15 protein-coding genes are annotated in these 14,700 nt (G+C 71.0%); 9 read left to right on the top strand and 6 right to left on the bottom strand.

Annotated features, from left to right (window positions below; genetic code table 11):
* The first annotated feature begins 42 nt into the window (after window positions 1-42).
* Window positions 43-1,062 (top strand): zinc-dependent alcohol dehydrogenase family protein, encoded by a 1,020-nt coding sequence (locus LIV37_RS42910; protein WP_020873327.1) that lies wholly within the window; start codon window positions 43-45, stop codon window positions 1,060-1,062.
* Window positions 1,063-1,146: 84 nt separating this feature from the next.
* On the opposite strand, the gene LIV37_RS42915 is transcribed toward LIV37_RS42910, so the two are convergent.
* From LIV37_RS42915 to LIV37_RS42930, 4 genes are all read right to left on the bottom strand, one after another.
* Window positions 1,147-1,974: an SDR family oxidoreductase gene (locus tag LIV37_RS42915; RefSeq protein ID WP_020873328.1), complete on the bottom strand. Its 828-nt coding sequence runs from the start codon at window positions 1,972-1,974 to the stop codon at window positions 1,147-1,149.
* A gap of 23 nt (window positions 1,975-1,997) precedes the next feature.
* Window positions 1,998-2,762 (bottom strand): SDR family NAD(P)-dependent oxidoreductase, encoded by a 765-nt coding sequence (locus tag LIV37_RS42920; RefSeq protein ID WP_020873329.1) that lies wholly within the window; start codon window positions 2,760-2,762, stop codon window positions 1,998-2,000.
* Window positions 2,755-4,140, bottom strand: a complete 1,386-nt coding sequence (locus LIV37_RS42925; protein WP_020873330.1) for an MFS transporter — start codon at window positions 4,138-4,140, stop codon at window positions 2,755-2,757. The genes LIV37_RS42920 and LIV37_RS42925 overlap by 8 nt, the downstream gene beginning before the upstream one ends.
* A 62-nt stretch (window positions 4,141-4,202) precedes the next feature.
* Window positions 4,203-5,303 carry a zinc-dependent alcohol dehydrogenase gene (locus tag LIV37_RS42930; RefSeq protein WP_020873331.1) on the bottom strand — a complete coding sequence of 367 codons (1,101 nt, stop codon included), beginning with the start codon at window positions 5,301-5,303 and terminating at the stop codon, window positions 4,203-4,205.
* A 202-nt stretch (window positions 5,304-5,505) separates the two neighbouring features.
* On the opposite strand from LIV37_RS42930, the gene LIV37_RS42935 reads away from it, so the two are divergent.
* A complete protein-coding gene (locus LIV37_RS42935; RefSeq protein ID WP_020873332.1) occupies window positions 5,506-6,366 on the top strand; it encodes a transketolase in 861 nt (286 codons plus the stop codon).
* The gene (locus LIV37_RS51905) at window positions 6,363-7,349 is read left to right on the top strand and encodes a transketolase family protein (protein ID WP_020873333.1); all 987 of its coding nucleotides are present in this window, start codon (window positions 6,363-6,365) and stop codon (window positions 7,347-7,349) included. The genes LIV37_RS42935 and LIV37_RS51905 overlap by 4 nt, the downstream gene beginning before the upstream one ends.
* Window positions 7,350-7,447: 98 nt before the next feature.
* Here the strand turns inward: LIV37_RS51905 and LIV37_RS42950 are convergent, their stop codons facing one another.
* Together LIV37_RS42950 and LIV37_RS42955 are read right to left on the bottom strand one after the other, a co-directional pair.
* Window positions 7,448-8,239 (bottom strand): IclR family transcriptional regulator, encoded by a 792-nt coding sequence (locus tag LIV37_RS42950; RefSeq protein WP_020873334.1) that lies wholly within the window; start codon window positions 8,237-8,239, stop codon window positions 7,448-7,450.
* Window positions 8,240-8,279: 40 nt separating this feature from the next.
* A complete protein-coding gene (locus LIV37_RS42955; protein WP_020873335.1) occupies window positions 8,280-8,804 on the bottom strand; it encodes an ATP-binding protein in 525 nt (174 codons plus the stop codon).
* A gap of 381 nt (window positions 8,805-9,185) precedes the next feature.
* Between LIV37_RS42955 and LIV37_RS42960 the strand changes: the two genes are divergently transcribed.
* The 6 genes from LIV37_RS42960 to LIV37_RS42985 all read left to right on the top strand — a co-directional run bounded on the left by LIV37_RS42960 (window position 9,186) and on the right by LIV37_RS42985 (window position 14,695).
* Window positions 9,186-10,241 (top strand): substrate-binding domain-containing protein, encoded by a 1,056-nt coding sequence (locus LIV37_RS42960; protein ID WP_243146051.1) that lies wholly within the window; start codon window positions 9,186-9,188, stop codon window positions 10,239-10,241.
* 79 nt (window positions 10,242-10,320) lie between these two features.
* Window positions 10,321-11,358, top strand: a complete 1,038-nt coding sequence (locus LIV37_RS42965; RefSeq protein WP_020873337.1) for an ABC transporter permease — start codon at window positions 10,321-10,323, stop codon at window positions 11,356-11,358.
* A complete protein-coding gene (locus LIV37_RS42970; protein WP_020873338.1) occupies window positions 11,355-12,182 on the top strand; it encodes an ATP-binding cassette domain-containing protein in 828 nt (275 codons plus the stop codon). The genes LIV37_RS42965 and LIV37_RS42970 overlap by 4 nt, the downstream gene beginning before the upstream one ends.
* A gap of 40 nt (window positions 12,183-12,222) precedes the next feature.
* Complete coding sequence (locus tag LIV37_RS42975) at window positions 12,223-13,122, top strand: MBL fold metallo-hydrolase (protein ID WP_020873339.1); 900 nt, start codon at window positions 12,223-12,225, stop codon at window positions 13,120-13,122.
* Window positions 13,119-13,763 (top strand): bifunctional 4-hydroxy-2-oxoglutarate aldolase/2-dehydro-3-deoxy-phosphogluconate aldolase, encoded by a 645-nt coding sequence (gene eda, locus LIV37_RS42980; protein ID WP_020873340.1) that lies wholly within the window; start codon window positions 13,119-13,121, stop codon window positions 13,761-13,763. The genes LIV37_RS42975 and eda overlap by 4 nt, the downstream gene beginning before the upstream one ends.
* A 95-nt stretch (window positions 13,764-13,858) precedes the next feature.
* Window positions 13,859-14,695: an SDR family oxidoreductase gene (locus LIV37_RS42985; RefSeq protein WP_020873341.1), complete on the top strand. Its 837-nt coding sequence runs from the start codon at window positions 13,859-13,861 to the stop codon at window positions 14,693-14,695.
* Window positions 14,696-14,700 lie beyond the last annotated feature (5 nt).

Here is a 14,700-nt window from a genome sequence, read left to right on the forward strand (position 1 = left end):
CGAACGAAAGCGCGCCGAAGCGCCCCGAACGAAGGAGACGGCGTGAAAGCCATCGTCTACGACCGACCCTACGCGTACCGCTACACCGACCTGCCGGATCCGGAGCCGGGCCCGGACGAGGTACGTCTGCGGGTGCGGTCCGCGGGGGTCTGCGGCACGGATGCCCATCTCCACCGCGGCGAGTTCTCCCCCCGCTATCCGCTCACCCCCGGACACGAGGTGGTGGGCGAGGTGGAGTCGCTCGGGGAGGGGGTGACGGCGCTCGCCGTCGGACAGCGCGTCGCCCTCAACAACCGTGTCTCCTGCGGCTCGTGCGCCAACTGCCGCCGCGCCAGACCGGCCTTCTGCACCCGGCTGCGGGACCACGGTGTCACCCGGCCGGGCGGGTTCGCCGAAATGATCGTGGTGCCCGCGTCCCACTGCCACCCCGCCGATGACATCCCCCTGGACGTGGTGGCCTTCGCCGAGCCCGTCGCGTGTGCCGTGCACGGCATGGACGTGCTCGCCCCACAGCCCGGCAGCGATGTTCTCGTCTTCGGCGCCGGCACCACGGGGCTGCTGCTCGCACAGCTGCTGGCGGGCAGCGGCGCGGGGCGGGTGACCGTCGCGGCGCCGACCGAGGCCAAGCTGAAGCTGGCCCGGGACTTCGGCGCCGACGAGACGGTGGTCATGGACCGCGACGACTCCTCGGCCTCCCTCGGGGCGCTGCGCGCCCTGGCACCCGAAGGCTTCGACACCGTCGTCGACGCGACCGGCGCCCTCACCGTGATCGAGCAGTGTCTGCCGCTGACCCGTGACGGCGGGACCGTCTTCCTCTACGGCATGGCCGGGGAGCGGGAGCGCGTCGAACTCTCCCCGCACGAGATCTTCAGCCGGGAGCTGACCATCCGCGGATCCTTCACCCAGGCGTTCAGCTTCGATCGCGCGCTGCGCGTCCTGCGCACGGGCCGGGTGCGCACCGACGGCATGATCACCCATCGGTTCGGGCTGGACTCGTACGGCGCGGCCCTCGACGCCGTCCGGGACGACCGCGGCTGCATCAAGGCGGTCATCCACCCCTGACCTCCGGGTCGGGCCCCGGCCCATACGGAACGTGGCTGACCTCGACGGGCGAGGTCAGCCACGTTCCGTATGGGCGCTCCGGTTTCAGGGCAGGCCGGGCCTCCCCGCAGAGCGTGGTTCCCCGGTCGCCGCCCGGGGCAGTGCCGGAGTGGCCGCCTGGGTGTTGCCCATGGACTGCAACGCCGAGGCCACGACGGTCATTTCGGCGACACAGGCCCGCTTGGGGAGGGTGATGGCCGCCAGACACGCCTCGGCGATGTCCTGTGGCTGGACGAACAGATCGCGCAGCTCCTGAGGCGGGGGCTCGGGCCGGTCGTCGAGGATCGGGGTGTTCACTATGCCCGGCAGGATGGTGCACACCCGTATGCCGTTGCCGTACTCGTCCATGCCCGCTCCCCGTGCGAGGCCCAGGAGCCCGGCCTTGGCGGCCTGATAGGCCGGACCGGTGTGATCGGGCCACGCCCCGGCCACGCTCGACAGGACGACCACGTCGCCGCGGGCCTCGCGGAGCCGGGGGAGCAGGGCGTGCAGCAGGTAGAACGTCCCGCTCAGATTGGTGGCGAGCATGGAGTCCCAGACCGGGGGCGTCAGTTGGGCGAGGCGCCGCTCGGGAATGTTGGTTCCGGCGGCACACACCAGGGTGTCCACCGGGCCGGAGAACCGCCGCGCCCAGTCCCGTACCGCCTCGGGGTCACCGACGTCGACACTGTGGTGGTGCAAGCGGTCCGCCCCGGGCGCGGCGTCCCGGGCCTGTTCCTCGATCAGATGGCCACGCCGGGCCAGGCCGTGAACGGTCGCGCCCGCTTCGAGGAAGCGCCGCAGGATCGCGAGTCCGATGCCGCTGCTCGCTCCGCTGACCACGGCGGTGCGCCCGCTCATGTCCCCGAGCCGGCCGGAGGGGTGGCTGTTCATGGGATGTCCTCGGGGGTCGGTGGTCAGAAGGTGCCGTCGATCGTGATGCCCCCGTCGACCCGGAGGGTGGCGCCGTGCACGAAGGAGGCGTCGGAGGAGAGCAGGAAGGCGATGGAGGTGGCGATCTCGGCGGGCTCGGCCAGCCGTCGCATCGGTGTGCGCCGCACCAGCGCCTCCCGGTCGAGCGCTCCCGACTCCAGGCCACTGCGCACCATCTCGGTGGCCACGTACCCCGGCGCCACGGCGTTGACCCGGATGCCGACCGCGCCCCACTCGGCCGCCAGGGTTCGGGTGAGGCCCAGCACTCCGCTCTTGGCGGTGGCGTAGCCGAGCCGGCCGGGGAGCCCGAAGGTCGACCCGACGGAACCGATGTTGACCACACTGGCCCGGCCGCTGCGGGCCAGCAGGGGGTAGGCACCGCGCGCGCAGTGCATCGCGCCGGTGAGGTGGACCGCGAGCTGATGGGCCCACTGCCGGCTGTCGAAGTCCTGGGCCGCCTGCCGGAAGATGACGCCCGCGCCGTTGACCAGTGCGTCGAGCCCACCGGCACGCGTCGCGATGTCGTCGAACATCGCGGCGACGCTGGCTTCGTCGGTGACGTCGACGGCGACTGCCAGGTGCCCCCCTGTCACGGGGGACGCCGCGTCGAGGGCCGCGACCTGCTCCTGGGCGGCGTCGCCCTTGAGGTCGGCGACGACGACGCGCCAGCCCCGCTCGGCGAGGACCCGGGCCGTGGCGGCCCCGATTCCCTGTGCGGCGCCGGTGATGAGAACGGTGGGGTCAGCCATGGGACATCTCCGTGGTGGATTCGGTGGGCCGGGCATCGCGGTCACCCGGTGTGGAGGACCGCTTGAGGGACTGGCGGTAGGGGTCGGGGCTGATCAGCGCCGTGCACACGGTGATCAGCGCCATCGCCGTCATGTAGAGGGCGATGAGGTGGTAGCCGTCGCCCGCCTCCAGCAGGGCGGTGGCGATCAGCGGGGACAGGCCGCCGGCGAGGACGCTGGCCGCCTGCGAGCCGATCGAGGCACCGCTGTAGCGGACCTCGGGCTCGAACAGCTCGGCGAAGTAGGCGGACTGCGGTGCGTACACCGCGTGGTTGCCGACGTTGATGCACAGGATCGTGACGAGATAGATGACCGGCAGCGATCCGCTGTCGAGCGCCCAGAAGAAGGGCCAGGACAGGGCGGCGAGCAGGGCCGAACCGAAGAGCACCACGGGCCGGCGTCCGACCCGGTCGGACAGCCGTCCCCACAGGGGCAGGCTGATCAGGCCCAGGGCGGCCGTAATGATCACCCCGATGAGCAGGTCGTCGCGTTCCAGGCTGAGCACCGTCGTGCCGTAGGTGAGCACGAAGGTGGTGTGGATGTAGAAGGTGCTGTTCTCGGCGAACCTGATGCCCGCGGCGCGCAGGACGTTGGCAGGCTGGGTGCGCAGCACGGCGATCACCGGCCGTCGTTCGATCCGGCCCGCTCGCTCCATCGCGCGGAACACCGGGGATTCGCTCACCCGGAGCCGGATGACGAGCCCGAGCGCGATGAGTACCGAGGAGGCGAGGAAGGGGACGCGCCAGCCCCACGCCTGGAAGTCGTGGTCGCTCGTGGTGCCCGACAGGGCGAAGAAGGCCAGGTTGGCGATGAGCATTCCGGCGGGAACCCCCATCTGCGGCCAACTGCCGTAGAAGCCACGCCGGTTGGGCGGTGCGTGCTCGACGGCCATCAGGGCCGCAGCGCCCCATTCGCCGCCCACCCCGAAGCCCTGGACGATCCGCAGGGCCACCAGGAGCAGGGGGGCTGCGACGCCCAAGGTGGGGAAGCCGGGAAGCAGCCCGATACAGAAGGTGCTGCCGCCCATGAGCAGCAGCGAGACCACCAGCATGGACTTACGGCCGATCTTGTCCCCGTAGTGCGCGAAGACCACGCCGCCGACGGGCCGGGCGGCGAACCCCACGGCGTAGGTGCTGAACGCGAGGAGCGTTCCCACCACCGGAGAGGTGCCGGCGGGGAAGAAGAGTGTGTTGAAGACCAGGGCGGCGGCGATGCCGTAGGTGAAGAAGTCGTACCACTCGATGGCCGTTCCGATCATGGTCGCCCAGGCCACGGTGCGGATGTTGGGTGTGTCGGCGGTGGGAGGGGAGGGTGGTGTGACGGCGGAGGGAGGATTCATTGCTGGGTCCTTCGAGGCGGGGGGAGGAGGGGACGAGCGGAGGTCCCGCGACCCGGTGTCTCTCAGTCCGGGAGCAGGGTCTCCTTGAGGACGGGGCTCGGCCGCCGGGCGAGCTCATCGAGGAGCTCCCCGGCCCGGCCGAGCGGCCGGGAGCGCTTGAGACCGTCGACGGCCGGGACGAGCCCTTCGGCCAGCAGGTCCATCGCGTGGCGGAAGTCCTCGCGCTGGTACATCTGGACGCCGATGAGCTCGCGTTCGCCGCGCTGGAGTGCCACTCCGCCGACGGTCAGCTCGGCGGGGCTGATGCCCACCAGGACGGTTCGGCCGCCACGGCAGGTCGCCGTCAGCGCCTGCGTGGTGGTGGCCTGGGCGCCGACGCAGTCGAACACCACATCCGCGCCTTCGGAACGGATGTGGTCCCCGGCCGTGAGGAGCGGTTGGGCGGCCGTCGTGCGCACGACGTGCGGCACCCCGAGCCGGCGGGCGAGGTCGAGCCGCAGCGGGTCCCGGTCGGTCACCACCACCCGGCCGACGCCCTGGGCGGCGAGCACGAGCGCGCAGAAGACGCCGATCGGACCCGCACCGATCACCAGGGCCTGGTCGTCGGCGCCGACGCGGGCCCGGGCGACCGCGTGCACGGCCACTGCCAGCGGTTCGATCAGGACCCGCAGTTCCTCGGGCACCCGGGGGTCGATCGGCAGGAGGTGGTGCGGCGGGACGGTCAGGAACCGGGCCATGGCCCCGTCGATCTGGCCGCCGACGAACCGCATCAGCGCACACAGCTGCTCGCGCCCCCGCGCGCAGTTGTGGCAGGTGCCGCAGCCGGCCGGGGGAACGATGACCACGGGGGTGCCGGGGGTGAGCGGTGCCGAGCCGGTGGCATCGGGGTCCGCAGCGTGTTCTTCGACGATCCCCCATGCCTCGTGCCCGAGGGCCAGTGGGGGCTTGAGCACGGCGTGCTCGCCGGACCACATCTTCAGATCGCTGCCGCACACGCCGACTTCGCGGACCCGGACCCGGACCTCGCCCGGTGGGGGGCCGGTGAGGTCCCGCTCGACGAGGGCGAGCTGCCGGGGCGCGGTGACACGGACCTGACGTTGGCGGGTGTCCGGGGCCCGCGACACTCCCTCGGTCACGGGCGTGGACTGGTCGGGGAGGGGCATCGCATCTCCTTGGCTTCGACGAAAGCCCACCTCGGTGGTGGTGTGACGGCGGCCACGGAGACATTCTCATGACGTGGACGCACTGTCCAGTGGATGGTAACTTCCGATGACGAGGGTGGTACGGCCCGGACTCGGCCGTGCCGCCGACTGGGCTCACCTACTGGGCTCGCCAATGGGGCTCACCGACTGGGAGAGACACCGAATGACTGCACAGACGCCGGTCGCGCCGGCGGACCGCGAACTCATCGAGCACATCGAGGAACGGGCGTTGTTCGCCCGTCTGGAGACGGTGCGGCTGATCTCGATCGCCAAGACCGGCCATTACGCGTCCGGTTTCTCCTGCGCGGAGATCCTGGCCACCCTGTACTACGGGGTGATGCGGCTGCGGCGCGGGGAACCGGACTGGCCCGACCGCGACCGTTTCCTCTTCGGCAAGGGGCACGCGGCGGCCACGCTGTACCCGCTGCTGGCCGACTGGGGCTTCTTCGACGCGGCGGAGCTGGATGAGTACACCCGTCTGGGGAACGCCTTCGGTGACCACCCGGACATGACCCGCATTCCGGGGATCGACTTTTCCTCCGGGTCGCTGGGCCACGCGCTGTCGGCCGGGACCGGTATGGCGATGGGCGGCCGCCTCCAGGGGCGCTCGTACACCACGTTCGTCCTGCTCGGCGACGGAGAGCTGCACGAGGGGCAGGTCTGGGAGGCGGCCCTGGGCGCCGCGCATCACCGTCTGGGACGGCTGGTGGCCATCGTCGACCGCAACGACCATTCACTCGACGGCCGCATCGACGGCGTGACCGGGATCGAGCCACTGCTGGAGAAGTGGCGGGCGTTCGGATGGCAGACGCACGAGGTCGACGGACACGACGTCGCGTCCCTGCTGCCCCTGCTGCGCTCGCTGGCGGAGGACACCGGCCGTGACCGTCCGGCCGTGGTCGTCGCCAACACCGTGAAGGGGAAGGGGATTTCCTATATGGAGTCCGAGTTCGGATGGCATCTGGGCTGGCTGGCCGAGCGGGACGAGGCCAACGCCCTGGCGGAACTGCGGGGGGCACGGTGAGCGTCGCGCCCGGTCTGCAGCCGGAATCCTGGCATCTGCTGAGCCTGCTGGAGCAGGCCCCGGGTCTTCAGGCCCTCGGCGACACCCTCGCCGACCTGGCCGACGAGGGCCATCCCGTGGTCGTCGGCACCGCCGACCTGAAGTACTCCAACGGACTGGTGCGCTTCCAGGAACGCCACCCGGACAAGTACCTCCAGTTCGGGATCTCCGAGCAGCACATGGTGTCCACCGCGGCGGGCCTGGCCACCACCGGCCTGCGGCCCTACGTCGCCACCTTCGCGTCCTTCATGGCGCTGCTGGCCTGCGAACAGATCCGCACCGACGTCGCGTACACCCGCCAGCCGGTCCGGCTGATCGGCCACCACGCGGGGATCACCCTGGGCTTCTACGGGACCTCCCACCACGCCACCGAGGACCTCGCCATCACCCGGAGCATCGCCGGGCTCACCGTGGTCGCACCGGCCGACACCGCGGCCCTGGCCGCGGCGCTGCGCGCCTCGGTGGATCTCCCGGGCCCGGTCTACTTCCGGATCGGCCGTGGCCGGGACCCGGACGTCTACCCGGCGGGCACCACCCTGGAGATCGGGAAGGCGGTCGAGCACGGAACGGGGAGCGACCTCACGCTCATCGCCACCGGCTCCATGGTCCACCCCGCCCTGGGGGCCGCGGCGGCGCTCAACGCGGACGGGTACGACGTCGGGGTGCTCGACATGCACACCGTCAAACCCCTCGACGAGGAGGCGGTGCTGGCCGCCGCGCGGCGCTCCCGGCTGCTGATGACGGTGGAGGAGCACAATGTGCTCGGCGGTCTCGGCGGCGCGGTGGCCGAGCTGATCAGCGAGCACGGCATACCGGTCCGGCTGCACCGCCACGGGATCCGCGACCAGTACAGCCTCATCGGCCCGCCCACCCATCTCTACCGGCACTACCGGCTGGACGCCCCCGGAGTCGAGGCGGAAGCCCGCGAAGCGCTCCTCGCCTAGAACCGAAGCGCTGCTCGCCCAGAGCCGCTAGGCGCGAGATGCCCGCCCCGGGATTCCTCCGGGGCGGGCGCCGTGTCCTGGGCCGTCGGTCCCTTCCGTCAGCCGAAGTCGGCGACGGCGCCGGTGACGGCCTTCCAGCCCAGCGCCCGCGAAATCTCCTGGCCGGCCTCGACCAAACGCTCGCGCAGACCGGCCGGGTCGGTGCCGAGGATCGCCTCCCGGACCCCGCTGATGGACAGGGCGGCACGGACCTGTCCCCGGTAGTCCAGGATCGGGACGCCGAGCGCGGCCACACCGACTGTCACGTCCTGGTCGCTGACCGAGATCCCACTGTCGGAGGTCTGCTCCAGCACCGGGACCAGCGAGTCCGCCGTGACCGGAGTGGACGGGGTGAACCGCTCCAAGGGCCCCTGCTCAAGGTAGTCCGACCAGGCCGAGCGGTCCTGGAAGGCCAGCAGGGCGCGGGAGGCCGCCCCGGCGTGCAGCGGCAGCGCACCGCCGAGTTTCAGGGCGAGGGACTGGACCCGTCGGCCGTCCAGCCGCTCGATGCACACCGCCTCGCGGCCGCGCTGGACGCACAGGTACACCGTCTCGCCGGTCTCGTCGTGGAGGCGCTCCATCACCGGTTGCGCGAAGCGCCGTTCGTCGAAACGCTCCACCACGGCGGTGCCGAGGCTGAGCAGATGGAATCCCAGGCGGAAGGTGCCGCGTCGGCTGCCGCCCTCCACCATGTCCAGGCCTTGGAGGCTCGACAGCAGTCGGTATACCGAGCTGCGGGGCTCACCCAGCTCCTCCGCGAGCTGCGCGGCCGTCGCCTCGCCTCTCGCCGCGAGCAGGTCGAGGACCTCAACGGACTTCCGGACGAGAGCCAGACCACCATCTTGTGCCACGAGAGCAAAGATATCACTCAGCGGACAGAGCGACTACTGGTCAGTAATCGATGGCGGGGGCGGCGCGGGGTGCCGGGATCCGGCCGTCCCGTACGCGGCGCCGGAACCAGATGACCTTTCCGGTGGCGGTGACGCGGGTGCCGAAGGTGTCGGCGAGCGCGGCGACGAGGAGCAGCCCGCGGCCGCTCTCGGCGTCGGGGTCGCTGGGGCGCGGCCGGGGCGCCTCGTGGCAGCCGTCCCCGACCTGGCAGATCACACAGCATCCGCGGCGCAGCCGGAGCCGCAGCCACACGGGCCCTTCGGCGTGCTCGATCGCGTTGGTCACCAGCTCGTCCACCATCAGGACGATGTCGTCGGCGGCGGTGTCGGGCACCCCCCAGCTGCGCAGGGCGCCCGCCGCGGTACGGCGGGCCCGGCCCACGGCGGCCGGGTCGGAGGCCAGCCGCAGGGCCAGCCCGCGCGGGGTGGTGTGGACATCGGGCGGACCCGTCCGCCGGCGCGGCGGCGGGCCGTTGGGTGGTGAGGGGGACACGGTGGCGACCGCGCCCGCTGGGTTCACTGTCATTTCCGTACTCCTTTCCGGGCGCTGTGCGGTCCGGAAGGGGGTTGTGGCCGACTCCGTCGGGAAGGGGGCCACCTCCCAGCCTCGTAGTGATTTCTGCGATAGTCAAGATCGTTCGAGGAAATTTCTACGCAATTTCGAGGCGCGGTTCATGTCGGACGTATGTCGTAGAAATTTCTTCGAGGCATATTGACAGTGCTCGAAACCTCTGCGACGTTGTGGATCGAGCCGCTGAGCACGTCCCACCGGCCATCCCCAGCCCGATCAGGGCCGAGCCGGCCGATGAACGCGTCGGCACCGACAGTCCCCGCTGCCGCGAACCGGCACCCGGCGGGCGGCGCACTTCCCCCAGCCACCCCCCGCACGTCGAGAAAAGGCAATCTCATGGCAGATCGCGTCATGCCGCGCCACAGAGCGCTCGCGGCCTTGTCCGCCGGAATCGGTCTCACCCTGCTGCTCACCTCATGCGGGAGCGGCCTCAGCGGCCACGGTGACGACAAGACCATCGTCGGCCTCGTCACCAAGACCAACGACAACCCCTTCTACGTGAAGATGCGCGAGGGCGCCCAGAAGAAGGCCCGCCAGCTCGGCGTGGACCTGAGGACCTTCGCCGGCAAGGGCCAGGCCGACAACGACTCACAGGTCAAGGCCATCGAGAACCTGGTGGCGGCGGGTGCCAAGGGCATTCTGATCACCCCGGCCGACTCCGGCGCGATCATCCCCGCCATCGACCGGGCGCGGAAGGCCGGTGTCATGGTCGTCGCCCTGGACTCGCCGACGGAACCGGCATCCGCGGTGGACGCCACCTTCGCCACCGACAACCGGCTGGCCGGCCGCATGATCGGCAAGTGGGCCAAGGCGCGGATGGCCGGCAAGCGGCCGAGGGTCGCCCTGCTGGACCTCAGCTCCGAGCAGGTCAAGGTCGATGTCCTGCGGGATCAGGGCTTTCTGGAGGGCTTCGGCGTCGATGTCCGGAACCCGAACCGGATCGGCGACGAGCGCGACTCCCGGATCGTCGGCCACGAGGTGACCGGCGCCAACGAGGAGGGCGGGCGCGACGCCATGGAGAAGCTGCTCCAGAAGGACGGCTCCATCAACCTCGTCTACACCATCAACGAGCCCACGGCGGCGGGTGCCTATCAGGCCGTCAAGGCGGCCGGTAAGCAGAAGGACATCACCATCGTCTCCGTCGACGGCGGCTGTCCCGGCGTCAAGAACGTGGCTGGCGGCGTCATCGGCGCGACCTCGATGCAGTTCCCCGTGAAGATGGCCGCCGATGGCCTCGCCGCCGTGGCCGCGCACACCAAGGACGGCGGCAAGGGCTCCGGCTCTTCCGGACAGGGCTTCACCAACACCGGAGTCTCCCTCATCACGGACACCCCCGTATCCGGTCTGGATTCGCAGAAGTCGGACTGGGGCCTGCGCCACTGCTGGGGCTAGCCCCGCGCACCACCGCCGGGGCCCACCCGGCGGACGTCCGGCACATCCACAAATCCCTTACCGTTTCCAGGAGTTGACCGTGGTGCACGACACCCTCCCGCCAACCGCCGCAGACCCTCCCACCACCCGGCCGCAGGCGCGCGGAGCGCTCGCCCGCGGACAGGCGGCCCTGCACACCAAGCCGCTGCTCGGCCCCCTCATCGTGCTGCTCCTCGCCTCGCTGTTCTTCAGCGTGTGGGTGGGGTCCCGGTTCAGCGATCCGCTCAATATCTCGCTGATCGTCCAGCAGGTGCAGATCATCGGCATGGTCGGCATCGCCCAGACGCTGATCGTGCTGACCGCGGGCATCGATCTGTCGGTCGGGGCCATCACCGTGCTCGCCTCCGTGGTGATGGGCAAGCTGGCGGTGGACCACGGTCTGCCGGTGCCCCTGGCCCTGCTGCTCGGTGTCGTCATCGGCGGCGTCTGCGGCGGACTCAACGGTGTGCTGGTCACCCGGTTCCGCATTCCGCCGTTCATCGCCACGCTCGGCACCCTCAGCGTCTTCTCCGCCCTCACCCTCTTCTACTCGCGGAGCGAGACCATCCGGGCCCAGGACGTGCCGCCCCTGCTGAGCTGGCCGGGCCGCTCCATCAATGTCCTGGGCACCGATGTCACCTACAGCTCGCTGATGATGATCGGCTGCTTCGCCGCCGTGGCCTATCTGCTGCGGGGCACCGCGTGGGGCGCCCATCTGCACGCGGTGGGCGACAACCGTGAGGGGGCCCGCCTCAGCGGGATCCGCACCGGCCGGGTGCTGCTCAGCGTGTATGTGGTGGCGGGGCTGATCTGCGGCCTGGCCGCGTGGTTCCTCATCGGGCGGATCGGCTCGGTCAGCCCGCAGGCCGGTGAGAACCTCAACCTCCAGTCCATCACCGCCGTCGTCATCGGCGGCACCAGCCTCTTCGGCGGCCGTGGCCATGTCCTCGGCACCCTGCTGGGCTCCCTCATCGTGGGCGTGTTCAGCAGCGGACTCGCGCTGTCCGGAGTGGACGCCCTGTGGCAGGTCTTCACCGTGGGTGTCCTGGTGATCGTGGCAGTCGCCGCCGACCAGTGGATCCGGAAGGTGGCGGCATGAATCCCCGGAACGATCCCCGGAACACCACCACCGACGTACTCGCCCTCCAGGCGCGCGGCCTGGTCAAGCGCTACGGACATGTCACCGCCCTCGGCGGGGCCGATGTGGAGCTGCGGGCCGGTGAGGTCCTCGCCGTCATCGGCGACAACGGAGCCGGCAAGTCGACGCTCATCAAGTGCCTCTCCGGGGCGGAGGTCCCCGACGCCGGGGAGATCCGCCTCTTCGGGGAGCCGGTGCGGTTCCGCAACCCCCTGGACGCGCGGGACCACGGACTGGAGACCGTCTACCAGAACCTGGCCGTCGCGCCCTCCCGGGACATTCCCGCCAACCTCTTCCTCGGCCGTGAGCGCCGCAGGTCCGGCCCGCTCGGCAGCGTCTTCCGGCTGCTGGACAAGAAGGGGATGCGCGAGGAGACCCGGGAACTGCTCACCTCCCTCGGGCTGCTGACCATCCAGAACTTCTCCCAGCCGGTGGAGACGCTCTCCGGCGGGCAGCGCCAGGGCGTCGCCGTGGCACGCGCCGCCTGCTTCGGCAGCCGGGTGATCATCATGGACGAGCCGACGGCGGCGCTCGGGGTGCGGGAGTCGCAGCGGGTGCTCGACCTCATCCGCGAAATCCGCAGCCGGGGCGTGCCGGTCATCCTGATCAGCCACGACATGCCGCATGTCTTCGACGTCGCCGACCGCATCCACGTCCAGCGGCTGGGCCGGCGCGTCGCCCTGGTGCGCACCTCCGACATCTCGATGCCCGACGCCGTCGCCCTGATGACCGGAGCGCTGGACCCCGCGGAGCTCGACGGCAGATCCCCGGCGGGCACCCCGTGACCGCACCCAGCGACCCCACCCCCACCCACCGGGAGCAGGCATGAACACCACACGGCCCGCCGTGCGCCCCGTCTCCGGCACCCCCCTCACCGGCACCTTCACCGCCCCGCCGGAGGCCGGACCGGACGATGTGACGCTGTGGTGGCTCGGGCAGGCCGGATTCGCCCTGCGCCACCGCGGCGGGCTGATCCTGATCGACCCGTATCTCTCGGACACCCTCGCCGAGAAGTACCGCGGCAAGCTCTTCCCGCACCGCCGGATGCACCCCGCCCCGGTGGCACCGGAGGCCATCCGCGGGGTGGACGCGGTGCTGTGCACCCATGGACACACCGACCACATGGACCCGGGCACCATCCGGGCCCTGCTCCCGCACAACGATCCGCGCTTCGTCGTCCCGCGCGCCGAGCGGGCCCGGGCCCTGGAGCGTGGCGTACCCGCCGCCCGGCTGACCGGGACCACCGCGGGTGAGCGCGTGGAACTGGACGGCGGAGTCACCGTCGAACCGGTCCCGGCCGCCCATGAACACCTCGAACAGGACGAGAACGGAGACCACCGCTTCCTCGGCTATGTGCTCACGGTCGGCGGTGTCCGCGTCTACCACTCCGGCGACTGCGTCCCGTACGACGGGCAGCCCGAGCGCTTGCGCACACTCCGCGCCGACGTGGCGCTGCTGCCCGTGAACGGGCGCGACCGCCACCGCACCGAGAACGGCGTCCCCGGCAACTTCACCGTCCGGGAGGCGGCCGAGCTGTGCGAGGCGGCCGGGATCCCGCACCTGCTCTGCCACCACTTCGGCCTGTTCGACTTCAACACCGTCGACCCGGAGGACGCCCGCGACGCACTGCGCCGCCGCGCCACGCCACTGTCCTGGACCGTGCCGCGGGTGGGCGACGCCTACGTCCTCACCCCGGGCGGCCCCACCGCGAAAGAGGACCGATGAACCCCACCGAACTCCTCGGCCGACTGCGCCGCGTCCGGGTCGTCCCGGTCGTCACCCTGCCCCAGGTACGCCACGCCGACCCGCTCGGCGAGACGCTGCTCGGGGCGGGACTGCCGGTCGCCGAGATCACCTTCCGCACCCCGGCCGCCCGGGACGGGATCGCCACCCTGCGGGCCCGCCACCCCGAGCTGCTGGTCGGCGCGGGTACGGTCCTGGACCGCACCACCGTGGACCACGCCATCGACGCGGGAGCCCAGTTCGTGGTGGCGCCCGGTTTCAACCCGGACGTCGTGGACCACTGCCTGGAGCGGAAGATCCCCGTCGTCCCCGGCATCAACAGCCCCACCGGTGTCGAGGCGGCCGTGGCCAGGGGACTGTCGCTGGTGAAGTACTTCCCGGCCGAGGCGTCGGGCGGACTGCGGCTGCTGGACGCCATGGCGGCTCCGTACGACGGGATGGCGTTCATGCCCACCGGCGGTATCACACCGGACAACCTCCCCGACTATCTCAGCCGGCCGCACGTGGCCGCCTGCGGCGGCACCTGGATCGCCAGTACGGCGCTGCTGGCCGAGGGGGAGTACGAGGCCATCGGGCGCAACGCCCGCGGCGCGGCCGAGATCGCCGCCTCGGCCACCTTCTGAAGGCCCCTCCCGAAGACCCCTCCCGAAGACCGACTCCTGAAACACCTCCCGAAGACCACCTACGAACACCCACCCACACACCCCAAAGGGACAGCATGACCACCACCTACGAACCCGCCCCCGGCACCGCGCTGGAGGGCAAGGTCGCCATCATCACCGGTGGCGCCTCCGGCATCGGCGAGGCCGTCGGCCGGATCTTCGCGGCCAACCGGGCCAAGGTCCTCCTGGTCGACATCGACGGCAAGCGACTCCAGCAGGTCGTCGGCTCCATCCAGTCCCAGGGCGGCGCCTGCGTGGGCATCGAGGCCGATGTCACCGAGGAGGAGCAGGTCCAGAGCTTCTTCCGGACCGCCATGGAGGAGTGGGGCCAGGTCGATCTCCTCGTCAACAGCGCGGGCCGCGACTCCCTCTCACCCCCGGTGACCGAGGTGACGCTGGAGGAGTGGAACAAGACCATCGGCCCCAATCTGACCGCGGTCTTCCTGTGCTGCCGCGAGGCGTTCCGCATCATGGAGCGGCAGCCCACCGGCGGGCGCGTCATCAATATGGGCTCGTCCTCGGCCCGATTGGCATCCGGCCCCGGCCACAGCCCCTACCGCGCCTCCAAGCACGGGATGATGGGATTCAGCAAGAACATTCTCCTTGAGGGCAAGGAGAAGAACATCGGTGTGACGGTGATCAACCCGTCCCACGTCAAGACCCCGATGACCGAGATCATCGACAAGGGCCTGTACGACGGCGACATCCCCGCCTACCTCGACGGCTGGCTGGACGACAAGGAGCTCGCCGAGGGCATCCACGCCAGCTGCATCGACGTCGACAACGTCGCCGAGGTGTCCCTCTACGTGGCCACCCGCACGCCCGACGTCACCATCCCCCAGATCGCGCTCTACCCGACGCACAAGGCACACCGCTACGGCATGGAAGTCTGAGGCGG

The organism is Streptomyces rapamycinicus NRRL 5491 (assembly GCF_024298965.1).
In the GTDB taxonomy this organism is placed as follows: Bacteria; Actinomycetota; Actinomycetes; order Streptomycetales; family Streptomycetaceae; genus Streptomyces; species Streptomyces rapamycinicus.

Coding starts and splice junctions, on each gene's coding strand:
- LIV37_RS42935 (WP_020873332.1), top strand. CDS start 5,506: ATGACTGCACAGACGCCGGTCGCGCCGGCGGACCGCGAACTCATCGAG.
- LIV37_RS42925 (WP_020873330.1), bottom strand. CDS start 4,140: ATGAATCCTCCCTCCGCCGTCACACCACCCTCCCCTCCCACCGCCGAC.
- LIV37_RS42975 (WP_020873339.1), top strand. CDS start 12,223: ATGAACACCACACGGCCCGCCGTGCGCCCCGTCTCCGGCACCCCCCTC.
- LIV37_RS42955 (WP_020873335.1), bottom strand. CDS start 8,804: ATGACAGTGAACCCAGCGGGCGCGGTCGCCACCGTGTCCCCCTCACCA.
- eda (WP_020873340.1), top strand. CDS start 13,119: ATGAACCCCACCGAACTCCTCGGCCGACTGCGCCGCGTCCGGGTCGTC.
- LIV37_RS42985 (WP_020873341.1), top strand. CDS start 13,859: ATGACCACCACCTACGAACCCGCCCCCGGCACCGCGCTGGAGGGCAAG.
- LIV37_RS42960 (WP_243146051.1), top strand. CDS start 9,186: ATGGCAGATCGCGTCATGCCGCGCCACAGAGCGCTCGCGGCCTTGTCC.
- LIV37_RS42920 (WP_020873329.1), bottom strand. CDS start 2,762: ATGGCTGACCCCACCGTTCTCATCACCGGCGCCGCACAGGGAATCGGG.
- LIV37_RS42915 (WP_020873328.1), bottom strand. CDS start 1,974: ATGAACAGCCACCCCTCCGGCCGGCTCGGGGACATGAGCGGGCGCACC.
- LIV37_RS42930 (WP_020873331.1), bottom strand. CDS start 5,303: ATGCCCCTCCCCGACCAGTCCACGCCCGTGACCGAGGGAGTGTCGCGG.
- LIV37_RS42970 (WP_020873338.1), top strand. CDS start 11,355: ATGAATCCCCGGAACGATCCCCGGAACACCACCACCGACGTACTCGCC.